This is a genomic window from Nonomuraea sp. NPDC050022 (assembly GCF_044460705.1).
Taxonomy (GTDB): Bacteria; Actinomycetota; Actinomycetes; order Streptosporangiales; family Streptosporangiaceae; genus Nonomuraea.
The window spans coordinates 316,178-334,914 of sequence record NZ_JBITKE010000006.1 but is presented as its reverse complement, the minus strand read 5'-3'; the positions used below and the strand labels follow the sequence as shown (position 1 = coordinate 334,914).

Sequence of the window (18,737 nt, the reverse complement as noted above, 5' to 3'; positions counted from 1 at the left end):
CGGCGGGTTGTGTTGGCGGCGCAAGCTGGTTTAAAGTACAAACCAGTTTGAGGCTAAGAGGAGTTGTCATGGTAGACGACGGCGAGCAAGCCCCCAGCCCGGAGGAGACTCTGCGCCTCATCGAGGAGCAGCGGGCCGCCACGGTGCGAAGGTTCAGGGGTGATCCCCTGTTCCTGTACATCCCCTGGGGCGTGGCGTGGTTGGTCGGCTTCACCTGCTTCTTCCTGCACTACGGGCTCGACGGCAAGCCGTACGCGCCGATCTCCCAGACGCAGGCGCTGGCCGTCCTGATGATCTCCATGGTGATCGCCGGCTCCCTGGCCGCATACGAGATCACCAGGATGAACTCGGGCGTCCGGGGCGAGAGCTCGGCCAGGGGCACCATGTACGGCTACACGTGGTTCGCCGGGATGGTGGTGATGTCGATCATCGCCATCCGGGTCAGCCCGATGCTGCCGGAGGCGGAGGCCGGCCTGCTCTGGTCGGGCGTCTCCATGCTGGTGGTGGGCGTCATGTACATGGCCGGCGGCGCGATCTTCCTGTACTGGCCGATGTTCTTCGTCGGCATCGGCGTGACCGCCGTCAACGGCCTGGGCGTGCTGCTCGGCCCCGGCTGGCACGCCCTGCTGACGGCGGTGCTGCTCGGCTTCGGGCAGATCGTCGTGGGCCTGTGGTGGCGACGGAGGCAGTGCCGGTGACAGCCGGTGACGTTCCGGAGCTCGATCCGGTGATCCACGCGCAGGCCAGGCTACGCGTCGTGGCGACGCTCAACGCGATGGGCGGGGGCGACGAGATCGCCTTCCCGGCGCTCAAGGATCTGCTCGGCATGACGGCCGGCAACCTCTCGGTCCACCTGACCAAGCTCGAGGAAGTCGGCTACGTCCAGATCACGAAGACGCACAAGGGCCGTACCCCGGTCACCTATGTCTCGCTCACCAAGCGCGGCCGGGTCGCCTTCGACGACTACACCAAGGCGATCCGCGCCCTACTCGACTCCGCAGGAGGCACTTCATGACCATCCTCGCCAGAACGGTGGAGGTCACCCGGCGCTACGGCGACGTGCTGGCGCTCGACCGCGTCTCGCTCGACATCAGGGCGGGAGAGCTGGTCGGCCTGCTCGGCCCGAACGGCGCGGGCAAGTCGACGCTGATCAACCTGTTCGTGGGCCTGCGCAAACAGACGTCCGGCACGGTCGAGCTGCTCGGTGGCTCCCCGCAGGATCCGGTGGTACGCCGAGGCATCGGGGTCACGCCGCAGGAGACGGGCCTGCCCGAATCGCTGAGAGTCGGCGAGATCGTCGACTTCGTCTCAGCCCATTACCCGGAAAAGGCTGATAAAGGGGAGTTACTCGCCCGGTTCGGCCTCGACGACCTGGTCAAGCGGCAGATCGGCGGCCTGTCCGGTGGCCAGAAGCGGCGGCTGGGCGTGGCGCTGGCCTTCGCCGGCAACCCGCGGATGGTCTTCCTCGACGAGCCGACCACCGGCCTCGACGTGGAGGCCAGGCGCGCGCTCTGGGACGGCATCAAGGACTTCCATGAGGGCGGCGGCACGGTCCTGCTCACCAGCCACTACCTGGAGGAGATCGAGGCCCTGGCCCAGCGGGTCGTGGTCGTCGGCCACGGCCGGGTGCTGGCCGACGACACCGTGCGGGCCGTACGCGACATGGTGGGGGTGCGGCGCGTCTCGCTGGTCGCCGAGAACCTGCCCGAACTGCCCGGCGTGCTCGCCAGCGAACGTGCGGACGGCCGGATCAACCTGGTGACCACCGACCCCGACCGGCTGGTCGTCGAGCTGGTGCGGAGCGGCACGCCGTTCTCCGGTCTGGAGATCAGGCCGACCTCGCTCGAGGAAGCCTTCCTCGCCATCACCGCCAAGGAGACCGAGAATGTCTAGCCTGATCCTGGCCCACACCCGCTACCTGATGCTGGAGCAGATCCGGGTGCCGATCGGCCTGGTCGCCAGCTCGTTCTTCCCGGCCGCGTCGATGCTGGCGTTCGTGGTGCCGTTCACGGGGGACGATCCGGTGGCCGCGACGCGGGCGACGGGGTCGATGATGATGATCGGCGCCATGTCGGCCGCGCTCATGGGGCTCAGCATCACGGTCGCGCAGGACCGCGAGCTACCGTGGAACCCCTACGTGCGTACGCTGCCCGCTGGACCGTTCCCCCGCTTCGCCGGGCGGATCCTCACGACGATGGCCACGATGCTGGTGTCGACGATCCCGGTGGTGGTGATCGCGGCCCTGTTCACCACGGCGACCATCACGGTGCCCAATCTGCTGATCGGGCTGCTCGCCCTGCTCGGCGGGGCGGTGCCGTTCATGCTGATCGGCCTGTTCCTGGGCTTCGTGCTGGCTTCGAAGGCGGCCATCGGCGTGTCGCAGGTCGTGTTCTTCCCGATCGCGATCCTGGGCGGGCTGTTCCTGCCGCCGCAGATCATGCCGGACTTCGTGCAGAAGGTGTCGCCGTTCGTGCCGAGCCGTGGCGCCGGGGAGCTGATCTGGGCCGTGACGACGGGAACCGCGCCGAACATGGTCGCGGTAATCATGCTCGGCGTGTGGACCGTGATCGCGGCACTGGCCGCGGGCTGGGCCTACCGGCGCGACGAGGGCCGCCGCTTCTCCTGAGATCCCGCTTCTCCCGGGATCCCCTCTACACCTGAGATCTCCTCGAACGGGGGGTGTGCCGCCGAGTCCGCAGCGATCTCGACGGCACACCCGTCCGTGAGGGGGTCCGGTTATTTCTTCTCTTCGAGGGTGACGGAGACGTTACTCGACTTTCCGTCCCTCATATAAGTGATCTGAACCTGTTGGCCTACTTTGAAACCTCTGACCTGGCCAACAACTGTATCTCCGCCCTCCACCGGCGTGTTGCCGATCTTGGTGATGAGGTCGCCCTGCTTCAGTCCGGCCTTGTCGGCGGGGCTTCCGGAGGTGACCTGGCGGATCAGCGCGCCGGGCACGTCGCCGGTGGCGTCGGTGACACTCACGCCCAGGAAGGCGTGAGTCACCTTGCCACCGCTGATGAGCTGGTCGGAGACCTGCTTGGCGGTGTTGACCGGGATGGCGAAGCCGACACCGATGTTGCCGCTGCTGCCGCCGTTGGTGGCGATGGCGCTGTTGATGCCGATCACCTGACCGGCCGCGTTAACGAGCGCGCCGCCGGAGTTGCCCGGGTTGATGGCCGCGTCGGTCTGGATGGCGTCGCCGAGCGTCGTCGCCCCGCTCTCCTGACCCTGCTGCTGCTCCCGCTGCTGGCCCCAGCCAGGCGGAAGCTGCTGCTGCTGGTCCTGCTCGCCGCCGACGGTGACCGTGCGGTTGAGCGCGCTGACGATGCCCGCCGTGACGGATCCGTCGAGGCCGAGTGGGCTGCCGATGGCCAGTACGGCGTCGCCGACCTGAAGCTGGTCGCTGTCGCCGAGCGAGGCCTTGGTCAGGCCCGAGACGCCGTCGGCCCTGATGACCGCGAGGTCGGTGGACGGGTCGGTGCCCACGACCGACGCCTTGGCCGTCTTGCCGTCGTTGAACTTGACGGTCATCTGCCCGCCCTGCCCGGCGCCGACGACCACGTGGTTGTTGGTGAGGATGAGCCCGTCGTCGGACAGCACCACGCCCGACCCCTCGCCGGTCTGCCCCTGGATCATCACGACCGAAGGCTGCACCTTCTGCGCGACCTGGGCCACGGTGAGCTGGTTGGAGGCCGCCTTGAAGACCGGGCTCGGCGCGGAGACGACCGTGGTGTCCTGGAACGCCGTGGCGGCGACGGCCCCCACGGCGCCGCCGCCCACGGCCACGGCCGCCAGGGCGAGCCCGGCGATCGTCTTCCGCCCGACGGAGAAGCCCCGCCTGGGCGGCTTGGGAGGCGGAGGCTGGTTCATGATCACGGTCTCTCGCCGGGGAAAGCCCCCGGCGGAGGGCGGCTGGTCGCCGAACTGGCTCCAGCCGCCGGCGCCCTGCTCGCGAGGCTCGTTCGCGTTCATCGTCATCTCCTCAAGTACCGATGACTCAAGAGTGCCAAGGAGCGCGTAAGTGCAGGTTAAGCCGGTGATCAGAACTGTATGAGAGGGTTGACGGCAGCCTTATCACAGCTGGTCACGGCCCGGTTATCCGGATGAACTTGGTCGGAAATTTACCTTCGAGGCAACCACACAGGTCAAGGACGGTTTGATCGGCCCTCACTCGCTCTACAGCAAGCCGGCTCCCGTCCCGCGCGACACTCTCCCGGGCCGCGCTCATCTGGCTGTCCGGTGGGACCTGTCAGGCTGGGCGAGTACCAGGTCGGGGAGTTCGGCGAGGATCGGGTCAGGGCCCAGTTCGCGGACGGGGATGTGATGCGCGGTGGCGGCCAAAGCGTACAGGCGCGGCGGGGTGAGCGGCCGGACCGCCCAGCACACCAGTTGCGCTGCGCGTTCTTCGGCACTGGGGGTGCGGGCGGGCCGCTCGTCGGTGGCCGGGACCGGTGGATCCACGGCCAGGAACGCGACCGGCGCCATCCGGGGATCTTCGCCGAGCGGACGCACCCGCGCCCACGCCTGACCGTCGCGCATGCTGAGCCGGACGTACGGTTGCGGGCACAGCTGCCAGCCACTGCGGCGCAGCCGGGAGGACGTCCTGGCCATCGGCGACAGCCAGTGATTGGGGATGAGCACGGCCGCGTGGCCGGGATGCCACAGCACCCCGCAATCGACGTCGGCCTCGTCCTCGGCGGCGCCGGCGTGGTCCGCGTACCCGGCGAGCATCGCCTCCAGGCAGGCGATGGTGTCGGCCGGCGTTTTGTGCCGGGCGATCAGGGCGCCGCCCCGATAGACCAGATACAGGTTCCTGGGGCGTTCGATGGTCAGGGTGGCCGGCGCATACGTGGCGTTGGAGGCGTGCGCGGCGTGGGCGGTGTGCGCGGCGTGGGCGGTGTGCGCGGCGTGGGCGGTGTGCGTCGACAGCCAACCGTCGAGTTCGCCGGTGACCGCACCCCGGCTCGCGATGCCCACGACGCGGTCGCCGGCGCGGACCGGCCGCACCGAGGTGCCCTCGCCGGAGGTGACGTTCACCGAGCAGGAACTGGGCGTTTCCATCACCACCCGGTCGGGTTCGTCCCCGAGCATCGACACGATCGCGGCGCTCACCTGGTGGTAGCCCTCCAGGATCCGCGGGGGCGCGCTTGGGTGGAGCAGCACGCCGCTGGGCGTGCCTAGGGGCGCGGCCGCTCGGGCCAACTCGGCCAGCCCGGCCAGCCCCGTCGGCCCGGCGGTCGGCTCGGTCAGCTCAGCCAGCCCGGCCAGCTCGGTCGGGTCGGCCAGCCGGTCGAGTCCGGTGCCGGGAACGATTCCGAACACCCGAGTCTGGTCGTCGCCAGACACCACCACACCGCCGTCCCGCAAGGGCGCGTTGGCGGCCAGGTCGGTCAGGAGCTGGTCGCAGTAAGCGCAATCACGGCCCACCCCGACCGCCAGGATCGGCGTGCCAACTCGAGGGAACAGAGCGGCCCGCTGAAGCAGGTCACGCCGCAGCGCCCGCCCGCGCTCCTCGTACTCCTCGATCTCGGGATCACCGACCAGAATCGCGACCTGGTCATCCAGCGTGATGAGGCCCGCGCCCGCCCACACGCGCAAGCAGGAAAGGGCCGCCTGCCCGGGCGGTCCGTCCAGCCCGATCGCGACGATCTGCCGCAGCCAGCGAGCCGCCGGGGCGTTGAGATACGCCCCGATCGCGGTATCGGTGCGCGCCAGCACCGCCCCACCGGCCGCCAGTCCGGCCAGCACCGTCTGCCGCCCCCAGCCGATCTTCATCGACAGCGGCGCCTGCACACGGAGAGGTCGGGGGCGAGCGAGCAGCAGACCAGCCCTGGGCAGCATCGGCCTACCGGCCCAGCGATGCCACTACACAAGTCGCCTTCGGGTATGCATGCTTGGCCGGCGGTGTAGACCTGGGTGAAGAATTCTGGCGAGTCCATGCGAGGTGCTCCTTCACGTACTGGCGGCCATTGCGTTGTGCGAGGCCACAACCAGCGTCAATCACTGTAAGCATTCGGTCAATTGCATAAAGTTATGCAGGTCGGGCGTATCGGCCAACCCGCTACACACTTCTCCCCGAAAGGGTGAGGACCCGGGAAGCTCCTGCCGCCGCACCTCGCCTCATAGAGTGCAGGGATGGGGACCAACCGTCGGCTCCGCAGCCTTGTCGTCGGTGATACGACCTGGCTGTGGTCGGTACATCACAAACATGCCGAATGCCGCGAGATCCTCTCTCTTCATCGCGAGGGCACCGGTGTGACCCTGCGCCTCGTCTTTCGCGCGGGTCCCGGCCGCTATGTCGCCGAGGGACACTGGTACGCGGGCTCGGTCACGAATGGTCGCGGAGGTCTGCTCAACCTCAACGAGCCGGGGGTCGTCCGGCGACTCCTCGACGAGGCGGCGGCGCGCGACGCCCTGCCCGCAGCCCCCGGAGAGACGGAGCTGGACGGCTGGCCTCTCTTCGACGCACTCGTCAGCCGGGGCGACCGCCCTTGAACGTGGGCCGATATGAGCACGTCTGATCCCGTATGCCGCTAGCCCCGTTTTCCGCACATCGGGTTACGTGAAGATAGGTGTAACTCCTCTGCAGGACTCAGAGACGTGCGCTTGGATACGGTGCATGGATCTTCAGGATGCTTTGGCTGCCAATCGGGCATTGTGTGTGGAAGCGCTCGGAGAACGGCTTGGGCAGCAACTCACCGATCTGGCTCGGCCCGGGTTCGAACTGCGGCCTGCCACGGCCGGTCGTCCGGCGACAGGGATGTGCCGACTTGGTGGACCTGCGCTGCTGGAGCCGGGCATGGGATGGCCGGAGGCCGACGGTTCGCCGCTGAGTTTGTTCGCGGTTTTGGACATGGACGGGTTGGCGTCCTGGGTGGGGGATCAAGCGCCGGTACAGGCAGGAGTGCTCAACTTCTTCTATCTGGATCTGCCGCACAACCTCCAGTTGGACGACCCTCGGATCTGTGCGGTCGTTCCGGCGGATTCGATGAGGGCCGTCGAGGTCGCCTCGCCGGAGCCCTTGGTGGAGTTCGAGGTTGTGCGCCTGCATGCTTGGGGCGGGCTCTCTCTTCCTGGCCCGTATACCGAGTATTCCCCGGCGGTGTGGGAACGGTTCGAAATGGATGATGAGCTTCAGGAGGAGTTCGAGGAGAACTCCTTCAGATTCATGGTGAAGAGATTCGGGAAAGCCTGGCAAAACGATCCGGGGAGGCTGAGCGCTGACGAGCAAGCTTTCGGGTGGCCGCTGATGGAAACTCATCCGCTGAGGGCGCGGCTTGAAGAAGGGGATCGGCACCTTCTCACCCTATCCAGCAACCATGGGTCGTGGTGTTTCCCTAATGGTGGGTCGTTGATATTCTTCATGCCGGAGCGGGCGCTGCGGGATGGTGACTTTAGTCAGGTTTTCACTGAACCGGATGCCTGGTAGTCCACCAAGGGACGGACGATTTCGGCGAGAAAGGCCGGACCGGGCAGGAACTCCGAGATCTGCTGCAGCCGTCGGATCTGGCGGTGTTGTACCCGGCCACGGAGATCGCAACGGCAGAGTTCAACACGCTGGAGGAGGCGTTCGAGGCGGCCGGCAGTGAGGTCGAGACCGTCGCGCGAGAAGTGATCGCCGAGGACTTCTGGTTCGTGGCGTCGGCGTACGGTTTCGCGAACTCGGAGACCGCTCACTGATCGCGTCCGAAGCACATGCTGCGGCCCGACCTCCCCCGCTCCCAGCGGGAGCCGTACACGCCGAGACCCAAGGGAGGGACGGGCCTCCTCATCGTGCACACGGTCAGCGGTCGGCCAAGCTCAACTTGACTCCGTCAGAGAAGATGCTGTCGTGCAGCTCAATGCTGCTCGGTGTCATGCCCTTCGGCACATCGAAGAGGACGATTCCCTCGACACTGTTGCCCGGATTTATGTCCTCGTACAGGCTCTTGGAATCCTCCAGGTAAATGGCTGCCTCCGAGCTGGCTTCGTACTCCTTACCCTCGCTGTCGTACAACCTCTGGGCTCCCCCGTTGAAGGCTTGAGCCTCGTCGCCGACGTTCTTCACGGTGATGTGAACAAGCAGGAACTTGCCCTGCGCCCGCTTGCTCAGGTATTCGCCGCCGACTTTCGTGGCCGTTCCGATCTCGGTCACTTTGAAGGAGAACTTGCCGTCCCTCACGACCGTTCCGAGGCCAGGCGTCTTCGGTTCTTCCTGCTCCGACTTTCTGGGCTGATCGCTGGTCTTCTCGGCCACCGAGGTCGCCGGCTTGCCACTGCTGCCCACCGCGGCCACGAGGAGCGCGCATCCGCCGAACAACACGAGCCCGACAGCGCCGATGCAGAAGAGGATGAAGCCCGCGTTGCTCTTCTTGCGCGGCGGTGGAACTGGCGGGTAGCCGTAGCCTTGCTGTGGCCCGTACGGCTGATGGGGCTGATATTCGGGACCCTGCTCAAAGGGGGACGACATCGCAACTCCAGGTGCTGGGGGGAACGGGCAGGGGTTGAGACGTACCAGAGGCGCAGGTGGTTGGCGTTTCATGCGTGATCGGCATGTCTAAAAGTGGACACAGAGTAGTCACGTGCGTACAGCCGCGTGACCAAGCTTCGTGCGCGAGGTACGGCCCGCGGAGTCGACGAAGCTCGTCTACAACGGGTCGGTCGGCGATAGCTGAGCTAGCATCCAGGCCCTGAACGTCAGGCTTGCGTGGGGGCGGGTCAGCCGGATCCGGCCCACGGCCTGTGATCATCTGTTTGCGTCGGCCATTATCGTTCGCCTGGCGACCTCTGGCCTACGCTGTCGAGGTGACAACCGAACGCACGCATGACGATGCGCCCCAGCACCTCCCGAGAGTAGGCCACCGTCCTGGCGTCGGCGGTTGGATGCGGAAGATCGGCGGGGGAGCGCTCGCACTGTTCCTGGCCGCGTTCGCGCTTTTCGAGAGCGTCAAGTACGGTCTGCCGACCATGGTCGCCATGCTGGGATTCTTCGCTCTGCCGGACCTGGCACGGCTAGCCGGAGTCCGCCCGCCTGGACTGCCCTACCAAGCGGTGCACCGCGTGTGGGTCCCGCTGGCTATCGTGGTCGGCTACTCGCTCGGCCCGATCGTGTGGCCACCGCTTTTCACCGCCGGTCTCGGCTGGCTCACTCGCATCGCCGTCGAGCGAGCGTTCGGGCGTGGGCTTTCCACCTCGCACCAGAAGATCGGCCGTCTTGGGTGAAGTGATCGGCTCGGCTATCGAGGGCGGGTCCCCAACTGCTGAGAGATGCGCAGGAGATAGCCATCCGGGTCCTGCACCGCGAACTGGCGCACGCCCACGGCATCGACGCTCCGCTCGTACCAGCGCTCCTCCAACGGCAGCCACATCTCGTAACCGGCGGCAAGCAGCGCGGCGTGAATCCGCTCCACGTCATCCACCTCAACCGTCAAGTTGATCCCACGCCCATACGGGTGCTCCAGCTCCGCGCGCGGGTAGAGACGGTCCTGACTCCACGGCTGCTCCAGCATCAAGTCCGCCGCCCCGTCACGTTCCAGGTAAGCGAATCGCTCCTGGGGACGCTCATAGCGAATCTCGAAGCCCAGCAGGCGGTAGAAGGCCAGACTGGCCTGGATGTCGGAGCAGATCAGTTCAGGGACGAGTCGCGACATTTCGTCACTCTGGCAGTTCCCGAACACTCCAGCAAATCTCATCGTTGCGTAAAAGGGCTTCCCGGCAACCCCGTCGACCAGGCGATAAGGCGTCCTTACCTGGAGCAGGGTCACCGAGATCATCCCTTAGTCGCTCACAGCTCATACTCGTGGGGTCAGCGGACATCGACGCGCTCGGATGGCCTCAAGCCCGGCACGGCTACGACGTCAACCGGCGATCGGCCGACCGCTCATGTCTACGTTGGGCGCGGCCTTGGCGACCAGATCCGGGATCACACTGCCGAGGTCCGCGGCGTCCCAAAGATCCTGCTTGGTCACCTCCGGGCCGAGCCGCCACGCCTCGGCGACACCGATCCGCCCGCCGCCGACGTCGAACACCCGCCCGGTGACGGCGTCGCTCTCCGTACTGGCCAGCCAGGCCACCAGCGGCGAGACCTGCTCGGGCCCGAGACCAGCGGCGTAGTCGGCCGGCATGACGGCTTCGGTGAGCCGGGTGAACGCGGCGGGCGCGACGGCGTTCGCGGTCACACCGTAGCGGCCGAGTTCCGTGGCCGCGATGAGGGTGAACGCGGCGATGCCGGCCTTGGCCGCGCCATAGTTGGACTGGCCGAAGTTGCCGTAGATGCCCGAGGCCGAGGTGGTGTTGATGAGCCGGGCGCGCAGTGGCCGCTCGCTCTCCTTGGCCCGCGCGCGCCAGTACTCGGCGGCGAAATGGGTCGGCCCGGCGGTGCCACGCAGGTGGACCCGGATCACCGCGTCCCAGTTCTCCTCCGTCATGGACGCGATGGTCTGGTCGCGCAGGATGCCGGCGTTGTTCACCAGGACGTCCAGGCCGCCGAACTCGCCGATCGCCTGGTCGATGAGCCGCTTCGCGCCCTGCCAGTCAGCGACGTCGTCGGTGTTGGCGACGGCCTTGCCGCCCGCCGCCACGATCTCGTCCACCACCAGGCGCGCCGCGCCGGCGTCGGACCCGGTGCCGTCCGGGGCGCCGCCGAGGTCGTTGACCACCACGTGGGCCCCCTGCCGCGCCAGTTCCAGCGCGTGCGTACGGCCGAGACCGCGCCCCGCGCCGGTCACGATCGCCACCCGGCCTTCACAGATACCGCTCATATGGGCTTTGTCCTCCTGTTGTCGCGTTGTCCTGTTGTCGGGTCGTTCGGGTTCAGGACCTGCGGTTCAGGACCTGCGGTTCAGGGCCTGCGGTTCAGGGCCTGCGGTTCAGGGCCTGCGGTTCAGGGCCTGCGGTTGGACAGCACCAGGCTCCCCGAGGCCGCGAAGAACATCCCCACGCCCTGCACGAACCCGATCTCCACATCCGGCACCTGCGCGTCCGCCTCGCCCCTGAGCTGACGGACGGACTCCTGGATGGCGAACATCCCGTACATCCCGGTGTGGGTGTAACTGAGCCCGCCGCCGTTGGTGTTCATGGGCAGCGAGCCGCCGGGCCGGGTGTTGCCGTCGGCGATGAAGGCGCCCGACTCGCCGCGGCCGACGAAGCCGAGGTCTTCGAGCATGTACAGCGGTACGTGGGCGAAGGCGTCGTAGCACATCAGGTGGTCGATGTCCCCGTGGCTCACCCCGGCCGTGGCGAACGCCTCCGCGCTGGAGCGCCGGAAGGCCAGGCTGGAGCCCGGATCCTCCATCTGGGAGACCAGCGCGCCTTCGGCCGACTCGCCCGAGCCCAGCAGGTACACCGGCCGCCCGGGCAGATCGGCCGCCCGCTCGGCGCTGGTCAGCACCAGGGCGCCGCCCCCGTCGGTGACCACGCAGCACATATCCTTGGTGAACGGGTAGGCGATCACCGGCCCGGCCAGCACCTCGTCCACGGTCACGATGTCGCGGCGCATGGCGCGCGGGTTCTTGGCCGCCCACTCCCGCTGGGCCACCACCACCTGGGCCAGGTCCTCCCGGCCCATGTCGCGCTCGTGCAGGAAGCGCAGGGCGGGCAGGGTGAAGGTGGCGTACGGCAGCACCGCCCCGTACGGCATCTCGAACTGGCCCCCGGCGGAGGCCGCGTTCATGCCGTACTGGGGCACGCCCACGCGTGATCTGCCCGACTCGCCGTGCGTGATGAGCACCACGTCGGCAGCCCCGGCCGCGATCGCGGCGGCGGCGTGGCGGACGTGCAGCATGAAGCTGCAGCCGCCGACCATGGTGCCGTCCAGCCAGCGCGGCGTGATGCCCAGGTGGTGGGAGACCTCCATGGCCAGCGGGCCGGCGGTGGCGATGCCGTCCACGTCCGCCGGTGTCAGGCCGGCGTCCTTGAGGGCGCGGCGCGCCGCCCGCGCGTGCAGCTCGATCATGGAGACGTCGGGCAGTACGCCGACCTGCTCGGTCTCCGCCGCTCCGACGATCGCGACATCGCCTCCGTGCATGCTCATGCCGTCACCCCCTCCGGCTGGAAGACCGGCACGTCATCCTGGAAGCAGACCTGTAGCCGCAGGTCCAGCGGCAGGTTCTCCGGTGTGGGCTCGACGCCCATGATGTTGGTCATGAGGCGCGGCCCTTCGTCCAGTTCGACCAGCGCGACCACCGGCGACAGTCCCTCCAGGCCCGGCATCGGCCGCTGGTTGATGACGTAGGACACGAGGCGCGCCCGGCCGGACACGGTCACCCAATGCACCTCCTGCGAGAAGCAGTAGCGGCAGGCCGGGCGCGGGTAGAAGTAGTGACGGCCGCAGGCGCCGCAGCGCTGCACCCGCAGCTCGCCTTGGCGGGCGCCTTCCCAGTACGGCGCCGTCTCCGGCGTGGGCTGCGGCTTCACCCCGACACCCTGGTGAACACGCCGCGGTCGAGCACCACGGTGTCTCCCACCTTGGTGACGAAGCGGCCGTCGTCCCAGATGTGCACGGCGAGCTCCTGTCCGGGCACCACCGGAGCGGCGAAACGGGCCGACATCCCGCCGAACGCCGCCGGGTCCGAGTCGCACAGCGTGTGCAGCAGGGCCCGGCCGGTGAACCCGTACGTGCACAGCCCGTGCAGGATGGGCCGATCGAAGCCGGCGCGGGCGGCCAGCCACGGGTCGGAGTGCAAGGGGTTGCGGTCGCCGCTCAACCGGTACAGCAGCGCCTGGTCGGTGCGGGTCGGGTAGACGACGACGTGGTCGGCCGGGCGGTCGGGCCGCTCCCACGGGGCCGACTCGCCCCGCTCTCCGCCGAATCCGCCCTCGCCGCGGACGAAGATCCCGGTTCTGACCTCCACGACCGGCGCGCCGGTGTCGGCGTCGACGATCGTGGACTCCATGATGGCCAGCGCGCCGCTGCCCTTGTCGTAGATGCCCGCCACGTGGGAGGTCGAGCGCACCCGGCCGTCCACGGGCAGCGGGCCGGCCAGCCGGATCGACTGTTCGGCGTGCAGGATCTGCGCGAAGTCGAAGTCGCCCAGCTTGGGGCCGCCTCCGCCGCCGCCGAGCATCACGGCGAACGTGGGCAGCACCTGCTGGGCGATCCCGTGTGAGTTCTCGGTGGTGAAGGGCAGCTCGGCCAGCGGATCCTGCGCTCCGGCGCCGACCCCCAGGGCGTACAGGATGGCGTCCTTCGAGGTCCACGTGTGCTCGCCCGACTCCCAGGTCTGTCCGACGGCATCGAGGTTCATCGACATGTTCACTCCTTTCGCACCCGCAATGTATATAGACGAAAGCCGTCTGTAAAGACGTTCCAGATCTTTATTCGGGACGAGGCTGGGCTGAGTCAGTCGACCAGGCCGGCGCGGTAGGCGGCGATGGCCACCTGTACGCGGTTCGTGACGGCGAGCTTGTCGAACAGATGGGAGATGTGGCTCTTGACCGTGGCCTCGCTCATGTTCAGGCGGGCCGCGATCTCGGTGTTGGAGCGGCCGAGCCCGACCTCGGTGAGCACCTCGCGCTCGCGGGCGGTCAGGGCCTCCAGCCGGGCGAGCGCGTCACGGCGGCGCCGAATGGGCTGGTCAGTGGTGAGCCGGTGGATCAGCCGCCGGGTGACCCGCGGGGACAGCATCGAGTCGCCGCCGTGCGCGAGGCGGATCGCCCGGATCAGGTCGTGCGGCGAGGTGTCCTTGAGCAGGAAGCCGCAGGCCCCGGCCTCCAGGGCGGTGAAGACGTGCTCGTCGCTGTCGAACGTGGTCAGGATGATCACCGCGGGTGCCCGGTCGAGCCGGCGGATGGCCCCGGTGGCGGCCAGGCCGTCGTACCGGGGCATCCTGATGTCCATCAGGACGACGTCGGGCCCGAGGCGGCGGACCGCCTCGACGGCCTGGTTGCCGTCCTCGGCCTCGCCCACGATCTCCACGTCGGGTGCGGACTCGATGATGAACCGCAGCCCCGCGCGGATCAGCGACTCGTCGTCAACCAGCAGCGTCCTGATCATGTGATTCTCCCGGCGATGCGTCCGCGGCGTGCCACGGCAGCCGGCCCTCAAGACGCCAGCCTCCCGCATCGTCGGGCCCGCCGCGCACCCTTCCGCCGATCAGCCGGAAACGCTCCGCCAGGCCCACCAGCCCGACCCCGGCGCCGGTCTCCAGACTTGGCCGGCGCGATCGTTCGTTGACGACCGCGATCGTGACGCCGTCTTCCCTGCTCCCGGTCGCCGTGACCGTGACCGGGGCCCCATGGGCGTGCTTGTGCGCGTTGGTCAGGCCCTCCTGGACGAGGCGATGGGCGGCCCTGGCCGTCTCCGGCGGCCACGTGCCGATCTCGCCGTGCAGGGCGACGGTTGCGCCGACCGATACCCAGGAGTCCACCAGCCGCCGTAGGTCGGGGAAGCCGTCGTCGTCATCGTCGGGCCCGGCGCGCAGCACGCCGAGGATCTTGCGCAGCTCTTCGAGCGCCTCCTGCGCGCTGACCCTGATCAGCGCCGCCTCCCGCTCGACGCGCTCCGGCCCGGCGCTCGCGTTCACCTCCAGGCCGCCGGCGTGCAGCGAGATGAGCGTGACCTTGTGCGCGAGCACGTCGTGCATCTCCCGGGCGATCCGGCCGCGCTCGGCGGTCCTCGCCTGCTCGTTGCGCAGCCGCTGCTCGGTCTCGGCGCGTTCGGCGCGCTCGCGCAGCGATCGGGTCAGCTCGCGGCGGGCGGCGGCGTACGCCCCTGCCGCCAGCGTAACCCCCGTGGCGGTCACCGCCGAGATCAGCGCGTCCGTGCCCAACCGGCCGCCGTCCACCCACTGCTGGGCCAGGAACCCCGCCATGCCGATCGCCGCCAGCGCCAGGAAACGCGTGCCCGCGCCGGAGAACATGCTGATCAGCAGCGGCCCCGGGTTGCCCGACAGCACGTACGCGCCCGCCCCGACGACGGCCACCGCGACCGGCCACCGGCCCCGGAACCACACCGCGCCCGTGCCTGCCAGCCCGGCGGCGGCGATGACCGGTCGCGGCAGCGGCGCCCACGGCGTCTTGACCGCCAGGACGGTGAGGAACAGGCAGAGCGCCACGGAGGCCACGCTGATCGCGTGCGGCCCGAGCGCGGCCGACCGCCGCCGCGCCGCGCGGTACAACAGCATCGGTCCAGCGTAGCCAGGGCGGCGGCGCGCCACCTCATACCGGCGTCGGTGCCGGACGCCGGGCCGTCTCCGACTTTCGTCGGAGACGGCTATGGCCGCGATGGCGATGCGGCCGCCCCCTCGCCGGCCGCACCGTGGATGGCCTAAGACAGGGTTAGGAGCCGTCCTGTGTATGTCTTCCGTTCGATGCTCGTCGCGGTGTGCGCGGCGCTGACGATCCTCGTGCCGCGTCCCGCCACGGCAGCTACCGATATTCCGGACGAACGTGCTCTGGCAGACTTCTTCGACGCCGCGATGGCGGACGGGCTGGCGGCAAACCACGTGCCGGGCGCGGTCGTCTCGGTGGTGGGCGGCGGGAAGATCCTCTTCAGCAAGGGGTACGGGCTGGCCGACGTCGAGAACCGCAGGCCCTTCGATCCCGGCACCTCAATGGTCCGGATCGCCTCGATCACCAAGCTGTTCACCTGGACCGCGGTGATGCAGCAGGTCCAGCGGGGCAAGCTGGACCTGAAGGCGGACGTGAACCGCTACCTCACCGCGTTCCGGATCCCCGCGACCTACCCCCGGCCGATCACGCTGCAGGACCTGATGGACCACACGGCCGGATTCGAGGACCGCACGATCGGCGTGGGGGCGCGGAGCAAGGACGATGTGCCGCCCTTGGCCGACTATCTCGCCGACAACATGCCCGCGCGGGTGCGCCCGCCCGGCGAGGTGTCGGCGTACTCGAACTATGGGGCGGCGCTGGCCGGATACATCGTCTCGCGGGTGAGCGGGCAGCCGTACGACGAGTACATACGCGACCATATCCTCGACCCGCTCGCGATGCGGCACAGCACGGCCGCCGAGCCCGTCCCCGCCCCCTTGGCCGCGGATCTGGCGCGCAGCTACGACTACGAGGGCGGGGCGTACCTCCGCAAGCCGTTCGTCTTCGACAACCTCGCCCCCGACGGGTCGATCAGCGCCACCGCGAACGACATGGCCCACTTCATGATCGCCCACCTGCGGGACGGACGCTTCGGCGACCGGCGCATCCTCGACGAGCCCACGGGCCGGCTCATGCACCGGCGGACGTTCGCGGCCGATCCGCGCATCGACGGGTACGCCCACGGGTTCAAGGAGCAGACGCTCAACGGGCATCGCGTGATCATGCACGACGGCGGCTGGGAGCGCTTCGAGAGCGCGTTGCTGCTGGTGCCCGACGCCGACCTCGGCCTGTTCATCTCCACCAACAGTCCGGGCGGGACCGACGCCGCCACGAAGATCATTCCTGCCTTCTTCGACCGCTTCCTACCCGGAAAGCGCGCCGTGCCCGACGGCGGTGCTCCCGTCATGCCTGTCGAAGGCTTCTACAAGCTCACCCGGTCCGCCGAGTCCAGCATCGAGAAGGTGGTCGCCCTGACCAGCTCCACCCGGCTGTGGGCGGAGGGCGGGAAGCTCGTCTTCGGGGGCTCGACGTGGAACCCGCTGGGGCCCGGGCTCTATCAGCAGGACGGCGGTACGCGGCGGCTGGCGCTGGTGACCGGCGAAAGTGGTGTCGCGTACGTGGCCACGGACGGCCCCGCCTACCAACGCGTCCCCTGGTGGGACACCCCGCCGGTCAACGTCGTCATCGTCCTGCTGTTCGCCGTCACCGCCCTGACCGCCGTGCTCGGCCTGCCGGTGGCCGCTGTGGTCCGCCTGGCCAGGAAGCGTCCCGTTCCGCGTGCCTGGCGCACCGGGCGTGTCCTGGCCGGGCTCGCCGCCGCGGTCGGGCTGGTGTTCGTGGTGCTGTTCACGCTGGTCCTGACCGGCGACACGAGCATCCTGTACGGCGTGCCGGCCAACGTCCAGATTCTCCTGGTGCTGCCGCTGCTGGTCCTCGCACTCACCGTCGCCGGGGTCGCCACCACCGTACGGGCCTGGCGGCACGCGGGCGTCCTGGCCCGCGGCCACCAGGTGGTCGTGCTGGCGGGGCTGCTCGCCCTCCTCTGGTTCTGCCAGCACTGGAACCTGCTCGGCTGGCACCTGTGACCTCTCGACCGCCTGGCCGCCGGCGAGCGAGTCCGTACGCCCTCAGGACCGCCTCTAGCGCGCGAGCCGGGCCGCCTCCACCTTGGCCGCGTCGCGCTCGGGGTTCACCACCAGGGCGAACAGCAGCCCGCCCACGATGGCGATGCCGCCCATCAGCGCGAAGATCGTGGTGTAGCCCTCCGCGAGCGCACCCGTCGCCCGCGCGCTGTCGAGCACGCGGCCCGTGAGCAACGGCCCGCCGGCCGCCAGGATACCGGTCACGGCCAGCCCGATCGACAGGACGCTTCTTTGCTGGCCCACCGGCGCTATCTGCACGAGAGCCGGGTTGGTCATGGCGTTGACGGTCATGGCCAGCCCGTAGCCCAGCATCAGCAGGCCCATCGGGAACGCCACTCCGGAGGCGAGGGGCAGGGCGGCGAGGAAGACCCCGCCCAGCCCCAGCACCGCGCCGCCCATCAGCCCTCGGGCGCGCCGGGCCGTCGTCCCTCGCTTGAGCAGCCGGTCGCTCCAGGCGCCGCAGCTGTACAGGAACACCATGGCGGCGATGCTCGGCACGCCGAACAGCGAGCCCGCCGTCACCGCGGAGAACTCCAGGCCCACCTGGAAGTAGGACGGCAGCCAGGTGAGGACCACGATCGCGATCATCGCCGCGGCACTGTTGGCGATCACGAACCCGGCGAAGGTGCCGGTCAGCAGGATGGCGCGGACGGGCGCACGCGGTCCGGGCTCCGCCGGAGCCTCCGGCCGCGCTTTGGTGATGGCCGCCTGGCTGTAGGGCCCCTCGCGCCCGACGAACAGCCAGCCCACGGCCCAGAGAAGGCCGAGGATCGCGACGGCGAGGAACCCCGCCTCCCAGCTGAAGGCGGCGATGATGAGCGCCAGCGGCGGGGCGAAGAGCAGCTTGCCGAACGAGGCCCCGGTCGTCAGCAGCGCCGTGGGCAGGCCACGCCGTTCGTTGGGCCACCAGCTGTACGCGGTCGCGTACGCCGTCGGCGTCGCGGGCCCCTCGGCCAGGCCGAGCAGGAATCGCGTCGCCAGGAGCAGTCCTCCTGACGCGGCGAAGAAGACGGGCAGCTGGAGCAGGCACCAGATGAGGACGACGGTGAAGAGGGTCGTCTTGACGGGCAGCCTGTCGGCCACCAGCGCGTACAGGAACACCGAGAGCGGGCCGAGCAGGCCCGCGGCACTGCTGATGGCCCCGAACTCGGCCGCCGTGAGCCCCAGGTCGGCCATGGCCGGCTGAGCGACGAGCCCGAGGATCGCCTTGTCGAGGTACGCGATCAGCATGACGCCGACCAGCATCACCGTCATGCCCCAGGCCACGACTGGACGGGTCTTGCCCGCGGTGGCCGGTGCGGTGATCGGTTCGGGCTGCAAGGGGACGCTCTCGCTCACCATGATGGGTTCCTTCCGGGGGGCCGAAGGAGAAATGGGGGAAGTGAACCGGGCCATCCGCTCTCGAGAATGCGGAGGTCCGATGTGGCGACTTGGGATCGGGCTGCTTCGGCAGCCGAGCTGCGGCTTCGGGGAGCTCCACGATGGAGCTGCTCTGGGAAGCGGCGTGGGGAGAGATAGGTGGAGCCGCGGTTAATTTGGACGAAACACGTCTGCAATAAG

The 18,737-nt window shown here is 69.0% G+C and carries 20 protein-coding genes; 9 read left to right on the top strand and 11 right to left on the bottom strand.

Going from position 1 to position 18,737, the window contains the following annotated elements:
• Window positions 1–68: 68 nt before the first annotated feature.
• From ACIBO2_RS27365 to ACIBO2_RS27350, 4 genes are read left to right on the top strand one after another with little or no spacing between them, the layout of a single operon-like run.
• Entirely contained in the window at window positions 69–698 is a 630-nt protein-coding gene (locus ACIBO2_RS27365; protein ID WP_397300349.1) for a hypothetical protein, read from the top strand.
• A complete protein-coding gene (locus ACIBO2_RS27360) occupies window positions 695–1,015 on the top strand; it encodes a transcriptional regulator (protein ID WP_357962348.1) in 321 nt (106 codons plus the stop codon). The genes ACIBO2_RS27365 and ACIBO2_RS27360 overlap by 4 nt, the downstream gene beginning before the upstream one ends.
• Window positions 1,012–1,893: an ABC transporter ATP-binding protein gene (locus ACIBO2_RS27355; protein WP_358550548.1), complete on the top strand. Its 882-nt coding sequence runs from the start codon at window positions 1,012–1,014 to the stop codon at window positions 1,891–1,893. Before ACIBO2_RS27360 ends, ACIBO2_RS27355 begins: the two co-directional genes overlap by 4 nt.
• Window positions 1,886–2,626: an ABC transporter permease gene (locus ACIBO2_RS27350; RefSeq protein WP_358550546.1), complete on the top strand. Its 741-nt coding sequence runs from the start codon at window positions 1,886–1,888 to the stop codon at window positions 2,624–2,626. The genes ACIBO2_RS27355 and ACIBO2_RS27350 overlap by 8 nt, the downstream gene beginning before the upstream one ends.
• A 110-nt stretch (window positions 2,627–2,736) precedes the next feature.
• Here ACIBO2_RS27350 and ACIBO2_RS27345 read toward each other — a convergent pair whose 3' ends face one another.
• On the bottom strand, window positions 2,737–3,978 hold the full coding sequence (locus tag ACIBO2_RS27345) for a trypsin-like peptidase domain-containing protein (protein WP_363988121.1): 1,242 nt from the start codon (window positions 3,976–3,978) through the stop codon (window positions 2,737–2,739).
• A gap of 252 nt (window positions 3,979–4,230) precedes the next feature.
• Window positions 4,231–5,799: a hypothetical protein gene (locus ACIBO2_RS27340; protein WP_397300344.1), complete on the bottom strand. Its 1,569-nt coding sequence runs from the start codon at window positions 5,797–5,799 to the stop codon at window positions 4,231–4,233.
• A 462-nt stretch (window positions 5,800–6,261) separates the two neighbouring features.
• Here ACIBO2_RS27340 and ACIBO2_RS27335 point away from each other — a divergent pair, with 462 nt between their 5' ends.
• The 3 genes from ACIBO2_RS27335 (at window position 6,262) to ACIBO2_RS27325 (ending at window position 7,686) form a co-directional block, all read left to right on the top strand.
• A complete protein-coding gene (locus ACIBO2_RS27335) occupies window positions 6,262–6,501 on the top strand; it encodes a hypothetical protein (RefSeq protein WP_358550540.1) in 240 nt (79 codons plus the stop codon).
• 124 nt (window positions 6,502–6,625) lie between these two features.
• Window positions 6,626–7,435, top strand: coding sequence for a DUF1963 domain-containing protein (locus ACIBO2_RS27330; protein WP_358550538.1), 810 nt, complete (start codon window positions 6,626–6,628; stop codon window positions 7,433–7,435).
• Entirely contained in the window at window positions 7,429–7,686 is a 258-nt protein-coding gene (locus ACIBO2_RS27325) for a DUF5713 family protein (RefSeq protein WP_358550682.1), read from the top strand. Before ACIBO2_RS27330 ends, ACIBO2_RS27325 begins: the two co-directional genes overlap by 7 nt.
• Before the next feature lie 103 nt (window positions 7,687–7,789).
• On the opposite strand, the gene ACIBO2_RS27320 is transcribed toward ACIBO2_RS27325, so the two are convergent.
• A complete protein-coding gene (locus ACIBO2_RS27320) occupies window positions 7,790–8,455 on the bottom strand; it encodes a DUF4352 domain-containing protein (RefSeq protein ID WP_358550536.1) in 666 nt (221 codons plus the stop codon).
• A 413-nt stretch (window positions 8,456–8,868) separates the two neighbouring features.
• Between ACIBO2_RS27320 and ACIBO2_RS27315 the strand changes: the two genes are divergently transcribed.
• Window positions 8,869–9,207, top strand: a complete 339-nt coding sequence (locus tag ACIBO2_RS27315) for a hypothetical protein (RefSeq protein WP_358550534.1) — start codon at window positions 8,869–8,871, stop codon at window positions 9,205–9,207.
• A 14-nt stretch (window positions 9,208–9,221) separates the two neighbouring features.
• Here ACIBO2_RS27315 and ACIBO2_RS27310 read toward each other — a convergent pair whose 3' ends face one another.
• The 7 genes from ACIBO2_RS27310 to ACIBO2_RS27280 form a co-directional block, all read right to left on the bottom strand.
• Window positions 9,222–9,749 (bottom strand): VOC family protein, encoded by a 528-nt coding sequence (locus ACIBO2_RS27310; RefSeq protein ID WP_358550532.1) that lies wholly within the window; start codon window positions 9,747–9,749, stop codon window positions 9,222–9,224.
• A 93-nt stretch (window positions 9,750–9,842) separates the two neighbouring features.
• Window positions 9,843–10,745, bottom strand: coding sequence for an SDR family oxidoreductase (locus ACIBO2_RS27305; protein WP_397300339.1), 903 nt, complete (start codon window positions 10,743–10,745; stop codon window positions 9,843–9,845).
• Window positions 10,746–10,867: 122 nt separating this feature from the next.
• On the bottom strand, window positions 10,868–12,016 hold the full coding sequence (locus tag ACIBO2_RS27300) for a thiolase C-terminal domain-containing protein (RefSeq protein ID WP_358550528.1): 1,149 nt from the start codon (window positions 12,014–12,016) through the stop codon (window positions 10,868–10,870).
• Window positions 12,013–12,399 carry a Zn-ribbon domain-containing OB-fold protein gene (locus tag ACIBO2_RS27295; RefSeq protein ID WP_397300335.1) on the bottom strand — a complete coding sequence of 129 codons (387 nt, stop codon included), beginning with the start codon at window positions 12,397–12,399 and terminating at the stop codon, window positions 12,013–12,015. The genes ACIBO2_RS27300 and ACIBO2_RS27295 overlap by 4 nt, the downstream gene beginning before the upstream one ends.
• Window positions 12,396–13,235 carry a MaoC/PaaZ C-terminal domain-containing protein gene (locus ACIBO2_RS27290; RefSeq protein WP_358550524.1) on the bottom strand — a complete coding sequence of 280 codons (840 nt, stop codon included), beginning with the start codon at window positions 13,233–13,235 and terminating at the stop codon, window positions 12,396–12,398. The genes ACIBO2_RS27295 and ACIBO2_RS27290 overlap by 4 nt, the downstream gene beginning before the upstream one ends.
• Window positions 13,236–13,324: 89 nt before the next feature.
• Window positions 13,325–13,978, bottom strand: coding sequence for a response regulator transcription factor (locus ACIBO2_RS27285; protein WP_358550522.1), 654 nt, complete (start codon window positions 13,976–13,978; stop codon window positions 13,325–13,327).
• A complete protein-coding gene (locus ACIBO2_RS27280; RefSeq protein WP_397300333.1) occupies window positions 13,956–15,107 on the bottom strand; it encodes a sensor histidine kinase in 1,152 nt (383 codons plus the stop codon). The genes ACIBO2_RS27285 and ACIBO2_RS27280 overlap by 23 nt, the downstream gene beginning before the upstream one ends.
• A 168-nt stretch (window positions 15,108–15,275) precedes the next feature.
• Between ACIBO2_RS27280 and ACIBO2_RS27275 the strand changes: the two genes are divergently transcribed.
• A complete protein-coding gene (locus ACIBO2_RS27275) occupies window positions 15,276–17,120 on the top strand; it encodes a serine hydrolase domain-containing protein (protein WP_358550518.1) in 1,845 nt (614 codons plus the stop codon).
• 54 nt (window positions 17,121–17,174) lie between these two features.
• On the opposite strand, the gene ACIBO2_RS27270 is transcribed toward ACIBO2_RS27275, so the two are convergent.
• On the bottom strand, window positions 17,175–18,518 hold the full coding sequence (locus ACIBO2_RS27270; RefSeq protein ID WP_397300330.1) for an MFS transporter: 1,344 nt from the start codon (window positions 18,516–18,518) through the stop codon (window positions 17,175–17,177).
• Window positions 18,519–18,737 lie beyond the last annotated feature (219 nt).